The 6,047-nt window shown below is 43.0% G+C and carries 6 protein-coding genes; 3 read left to right on the top strand and 3 right to left on the bottom strand.

The genetic code is table 11. The features are described 5' to 3' along the window. Positions 1-262: 262 nt before the first annotated feature. The 3 genes from AB6811_RS12915 to AB6811_RS12905 all read right to left on the bottom strand — a co-directional run bounded on the left by AB6811_RS12915 (position 263) and on the right by AB6811_RS12905 (position 2,937). Positions 263-1,333, bottom strand: coding sequence for an outer membrane beta-barrel protein (locus tag AB6811_RS12915; protein WP_369490944.1), 1,071 nt, complete (start codon positions 1,331-1,333; stop codon positions 263-265). 76 nt (positions 1,334-1,409) lie between these two features. Then, positions 1,410-2,447 (bottom strand): hypothetical protein, encoded by a 1,038-nt coding sequence (locus AB6811_RS12910; protein WP_369490943.1) that lies wholly within the window; start codon positions 2,445-2,447, stop codon positions 1,410-1,412. 4 nt (positions 2,448-2,451) lie between these two features. Continuing rightward, positions 2,452-2,937: an RNA polymerase sigma factor gene (locus AB6811_RS12905; protein WP_369490941.1), complete on the bottom strand. Its 486-nt coding sequence runs from the start codon at positions 2,935-2,937 to the stop codon at positions 2,452-2,454. Positions 2,938-3,082: 145 nt separating this feature from the next. Between AB6811_RS12905 and purD the strand changes: the two genes are divergently transcribed. The 3 genes from purD (at position 3,083) to AB6811_RS12890 (ending at position 5,989) form a co-directional block, all read left to right on the top strand. Beyond that, entirely contained in the window at positions 3,083-4,384 is a 1,302-nt protein-coding gene (purD, locus tag AB6811_RS12900; RefSeq protein ID WP_369490938.1) for a phosphoribosylamine--glycine ligase, read from the top strand. A 1-nt stretch (position 4,385) separates the two neighbouring features. Further along, positions 4,386-5,381 (top strand): DUF6427 family protein, encoded by a 996-nt coding sequence (locus tag AB6811_RS12895; RefSeq protein WP_369490936.1) that lies wholly within the window; start codon positions 4,386-4,388, stop codon positions 5,379-5,381. A 74-nt stretch (positions 5,382-5,455) separates the two neighbouring features. Next, positions 5,456-5,989: a 3'-5' exonuclease gene (locus AB6811_RS12890; protein WP_369490934.1), complete on the top strand. Its 534-nt coding sequence runs from the start codon at positions 5,456-5,458 to the stop codon at positions 5,987-5,989. The last annotated feature ends 58 nt before the right edge of the window (positions 5,990-6,047 follow it).

The following is a 6,047-nucleotide window of genomic DNA, read 5'->3' as shown; positions in this document are numbered from 1 at the left end:
CTATTTAAATGCAATTAAAATTATTTTTGCACAATTTGATTTATATTTTTTGCACAATTTGATTTGACGATTATAAATGTGCAACGTGTAAAGCCCCCCTCTAGATCTCCCATGAAAAGCAAAACTTTTTTTCCACCATAAGGCTTCCAAATTGCTTCTCCCCTCTCCTGTCAGGAGAGGGGTAGGGGTGAGGTCTGTTTACACCATCAACTACAAAAGGCGGGTTTTACCCGCCTTTTGTAACCTAACCATTAACTGTAAACTAATCAAAAGGAACCAGAACAAGACCTACCGAGAAGGGATATAGCTCAGGGCCTTTATCCTTTTCAAATAGTTGAACTGGGTAGTAGTTGGCAAAAAGCCTGATGCCCTTGTAACCCATGCGGGCGGTTAACCCATACCGTAGGGTAGCAATGTTAAAATCGCCGCGGTTTTTATCCTTATGGAGTGAGCCATCGTCGTACACCACCTTGGTGTGAGAGCCAAGCCTTACACCACCTATTACACCGGCGGAGATGTAAATTCTGTCCTTACGCTTTTCGCCCATGGGTATCTGAAACTCAAGGAGCAGCGGAAGAGTTAGGTGCGACATGGTAACCTTTGTCTTTTCCACCTTATAGCCGGCCTGAATGTAGGAGCTATCCACAACGGTTACGCCATTTTCAACCTTAAGGGTTATGGGATTGGAGAAATGGTAATCGTTAAACTCAAGACCCAAACCGGTAACAAGACCTGCCTTATCGGTTCCAAATCCAATGCTATACTGTGTAAAGTTGATATTGGTGTTCCATGAGCGTGCCTGCTTTAAATCCATCCAGGCTATATCGCCGGTTTGCGTCATGGAATGGTTCTTATCCATGAATCCGTTTATACCCAGCTCAAAACCCGACCAATGTCCCTTGAACTTTTTCACCTCCCTGTACTCAATAATTTCGTCGGACTTTTTACCCTTTTCAGGGATTTCAATCACTGTTTTGTCCTTGGAATCAACAATCACCATCTTTTTCTTACCGAGTCTTACTACCACTGTATCGCCCTTGGCGGCTTTAATAGTATCGCCCATGGTGTTAACCCAGGCCATGTTGTCCGAATCAACAGTTACAGCATTGACCGAGGTAACGGTGTCGATACGTTCCTCAATAATTGAATCGCCATCAACAACCTTTACAATTTTGCGAACAATTACCATGGGTTGCTTATCGCTTGAGGTTTGTGCGCTTTGCTGTTTAAGTGTGTCGGGATTTTCGAGATTACGAAGTATGTCCTCCTTGTTCTGTGCGCTAAGTTGGGTAATAACGGAAAACATCAATCCCACAAGTAAAAACTTTTTCATTGTTTTATCAGATTTAGTTTAACATTCGGTTGTTTTACCATACGACGCCCGAATGCGAAAAATGTTACAGGGGTAGTTATTCCTCTTTTGGTAAAATAGTTGCCGAAACGGCCAGCAGCCTCGATTCTACAACAATTTTTTTGGCCTGATTGCCTTCGGTTTGCTTTACATCAACATTTATTCCAACCGATTGGGCAAGCTTTTGTACGCCTTTAAGGGCGATGTCGCCAATGGTGAGTTCCTTTGTCTGCGGTTGAACCTGTTTGGCCGAAATAGAACCATGAGCAGTTAAGCTGTTGCTTTTATTTATGTTGATATTGGGTTGTGCCTCCTGCTGAGCTGTTTGGGTAACCTGAGGCTCAATGGTGGCTATTGGTTCAATTTCCTCGTCACTTACCCTATTAGTGTTTTCAGTAACCTGAGCAACCTGGGCAACCCTAACTGTAGTAGCGGGTTTGGAATGTTGTAAGTTGGGTTTACGCCTTGTTTCCTGAACCGTATTGTCAATTGGTTTGGTTAGCTCAATGGTTTCAGCAGGTTTATTATTCTCCTGTTCAGGGGTGGTGGTTGGGCTTTGTACTGCCACCAGTGTATTGCTGTCCATCCTGCTGATAAGTAACGAGTTTATGTAGATACCAATAAGCAGAACAGCTGCAATGCTTGCAGTTGCATAGGCAATGCGCGATAATGTTGGGGTTATACGGGCATGCTTTAGGCTGGCTTTCCTGGGGAAGATTTCTGCTGGGTTTGCTATTAATTTGGTTTTACTGTATAGGGTTGAGAGTCTTGCAATATCGGGGTGATTTTTTTTAAGCTCGTTTAGCTGCAAGGATTCTTGGGCCGTTAAATCATTCTCCAGCTCGGCAATGCAAAGGTAATCGGCCTCGGTAATACCGCTTTCGGTTAAACTGGTCGATCGCTTTAGTGTTTCCTTAGCCATTGGTGCTTTAACCGGAGTTGGAGTAAGCTTAATTTCGGCTAGCCCTTCAACCTCTATTGCAATATCGGGGTTTTGATTCAGGAAAACCATAAGCTCATCGGTAAGCTCAGGGCTAAGCTTACCATCGATGTAATCGATGATAAAAAGTTCGTAGTTATTTCGGTTTATTGTCATAGCCCTAAATCAAATTATCAATACTTACCAGTTGCTCCTTCAGGAACAACCTTGCCCTATAGATGTAAACCTTAACCTGCGACTCGTTAAGCCCTGTTATTTCGCCAATCTCCTCGTACGAGTACCCCTCGTAATCACGAAGCAGGAGTACCGATTTTTGGATTTCAGGGAGTTTCTCAATAGCCTTATCAACTATCTCCTTGGCATCGGAATAACCGTTAGAGGTTGATGTTTCAAAAAATGCTTCACCTGCATACTCTAGCTTCCGCTTTTCCTTCCTTATGCTATCAATGGCAGCATGGTATGCGGAGGTAAACAGGTACGATTTTGCTTTTGCAAAGTCCACCTCACGGTGTTTTACCCATAGCCGCTCAAAGCAATCCTGAACGTTATCCATTGCCAAATCGGTATTCTTTAGCATCTTTAGCGCAAAGCGGTAAATGCTATCGGAGTATAAGTCAACGCATCTGTTAAACTCTTCGGCGGTCATGAACCGTTACTTGGTTATCAACTTTCAAATGTATGACGATTAAGTTTCATTTAAGTTACAACATTGAGTAAAAAATTGTTTTGCGCCAATCACCTTCCATTTTAAAACGATAACTACCTTTGTAGTCAAACACCTGCCTTGAACGATGGATAAGAAACTAAATGTACTTTTACTTGGCTCTGGCGGCCGTGAGCACGCCTTGGCATGGAAAATTTCGCAAAGTCCCCTTTTGGAACAACTCTTTATAGCCCCGGGCAACCCCGGTACTGGCTACCACGGACAGAACGTAGCTATTAACCCTTTAAATTTTGATGAGGTTAAGAGCTTTTGTGTTCAGAATGCAATTGACATGGTGATTGTAGGCCCGGAAGAACCTCTTGTACAGGGCATTCACGATTCCTTCCTATCTGATAGTAACGTTAAGCATATACCGGTAATTGGCCCTCAAAAATTAGGTGCTATGCTTGAGGGTAGCAAGGATTTTGCAAAGGAGTTCATGTTCCGACATGGAATCCCAACCGCTCAGTATAAAACCTTTACAGCGGAGCAGTTCAACCAGGCCAAAGATTTTCTCAAAACCCTAAATCCCCCATACGTTCTCAAGGCCGATGGCCTTGCAGCCGGAAAGGGAGTGGTTATTGTGCCATCGTACGACGAGGCATGCGCAAACCTCCAGGAGTTTTTTGCGGGTAAATTTGGGGCTGCAAGCCAAAAGGTTGTGATTGAGGAGTTCCTGAGCGGAATAGAGCTATCGGTCTTTGTGCTAACCGATGGCCACTCGTACATAATCCTCCCTGAGGCAAAGGACTACAAGCGCATAGGCGAAGGCGATACCGGGCCAAATACCGGAGGTATGGGGGCTGTGTCGCCTGTACCGTTCGCCAATCAGGATTTTATGAAAAGGGTTGAGGAGCGTATTGTAAAACCTACCATAAATGGACTCAGGAACGATGCTATCCCTTACAAAGGCTTTATTTTTATTGGGCTAATGAACGTAAATGGCGATCCTTACGTAATTGAGTACAATGTTAGGATGGGCGATCCGGAAACTGAGGTGGTAATGCCTCGCATTAAATCCGACCTGCTTGCAGCCCTGCTGGCATGCTCACAGAATCGGTTATCGGAAGCATCCATTGAGGTTGATTCCCAAACCGCAACAACGGTTATTGTTGTATCGGGGGGCTACCCAAATTCATACGAGAAAGGGAAGGAAATAGCCACACCTGCTTCTATTCCCTCTAATGCTATTCTATTCCACGCCGGAACCTCCATAAGCAACGGTAAACTGGTTACTGCTGGCGGACGAGTTTTTGCCTGTTCGGCGCTGGGCAACAGCATCGACCAAGCTCTTGAAAAATCGTACACCCTTGCTAAAGCCATCAAATTCGATAAGCTGTACTACCGAAACGACATTGGCAACGATTTAAAAAAACTGCAAAACCAATAGTATGCTTCTCAAAAGTGCCCAAAAAAGTAGATTTGGAGCAATAGCGTTCATTTTGCTTCTCCTGTTTGCAATTTGGCTTGCCACCCTTATGGGTAAATCGCCAACCTACTCATTCCTTTTCGATAGTTTTCCAATGCCGTTCTACCAAGCTTTAGCCAATTTACTTAGCCATTACCCTATTGGGTACAAGCTAACAGCTGTAATCCTTTTCTTTATTTCAGGAATTTACCTGCTGGTGTTAAACAATAAGTTTATCATATTAAAGAATCGGTCGTACCTGCCAATTCTGTTTTATGCACTATGCGCTGCAGCCTTTTTACCTATTCAACGGTTAAACCCAGCGCTGGTATCAGTATTCCTGGTGCTGCTCAGCATCGACCATTTATTTGTCATTTACCAGAAAAACGCCCCCCTCGACAACCTTTTTAGGGCAGGATTAGCAATAGGTTTAGCTACCTTGTTTTATGCTCCTGCAGTATCTATTGCAGTTTGGGCACTACTTACTTTGCTAGTACTGCGTCCCTTCAATGTTAGGGAATGGTTTGTTTTGCTATTCGCCTTTATCGTTCCCTGGCTTATTTACATGCTTGTACTTTTCATTATTAACGATGATATTCTTAAACCATACTATGCTTTTGTTACAAGCCTTTTCACCGAATCGGAACCTGCTGTTGATGATAAACTATTTTGGATTTTTGGAAGTTTTCTGGCAATTCCCTTCGGGGTATCGCTTATAGGTACCTATCAAAAATTGGCTTTTCAAAAAATTATCATTCGCCGCTACTACTCCATTTTCCTTTACCTTTTTCTGATTGGGGTTGTATCATTCTTTTTAGTTCCAGGTGTATCGTATGAGATATTCTACTTTACTGCTATACCCTCAGCATTCATCATGTCATCATATTTTGCTGATGCTAAACAGAACTTTTGGAACGAACTTTTGCTGTGGTTACCAATTATTGGTGCAATAGTGGTTCAGGTTGTAATGCTGATTTGAAAAAAAATTTTGTTAGTATTGGTGTGAATAGAGTTCATATGCCACTGGTAGCAATACCCTTAACTGTTATGTAAATGAAATATGCCATAGTTGATATTGAAACATCGGGCGGTAGCTGGCAGCGCGATAGGATAACTGAAATTGCCATTTACATTCATGACGGAAATTGTATAACCAACGAGTTTAAAACACTGGTTAACCCTGAAACCATAATCCCATACTACATTACACAGCTAACGGGTATCACAAATGAAATGGTGGCCAATGCGCCAAAGTTCTACGAAATAGCTCGGGAGGTGGTATTGCTTACACACGAATGCATATTTGTAGCCCACAATGCACCATTCGATTACCGGTTTATTCAGGCTGAGTTTAAACGTTTGGGCTATGATTATCACCGCGAAGTGCTCTGTACCGTTAAGCTTAGCCGACGGGTTTTCCCGGGATATGGCTCATACAGCCTGGGCAACATTTGCAACACTTTAGGAATTGAAATTGAGAATCGCCATAGGGCTGCTGGCGATGCGCTGGCTACAACAAAACTCTTTGAGAAAATTCTTTTTGAAACTAACGGGGATTTTACCCCATTTGTTAAAGCCAAAAGGTAACATTTTAATACCCTGGTATTAGCTAAAACGCTTTTGGTCAAAATTATCGGCTCAATCA

Source organism: Tenuifilum sp. 4138str (assembly GCF_041102575.1).
In the GTDB taxonomy this organism is placed as follows: Bacteria; Bacteroidota; Bacteroidia; order Bacteroidales; family Tenuifilaceae; genus Tenuifilum; species Tenuifilum osseticum.
The sequence above is the reverse complement of the archived record's forward strand: the minus strand, read 5'-3'. Positions and strand labels throughout refer to the sequence as shown.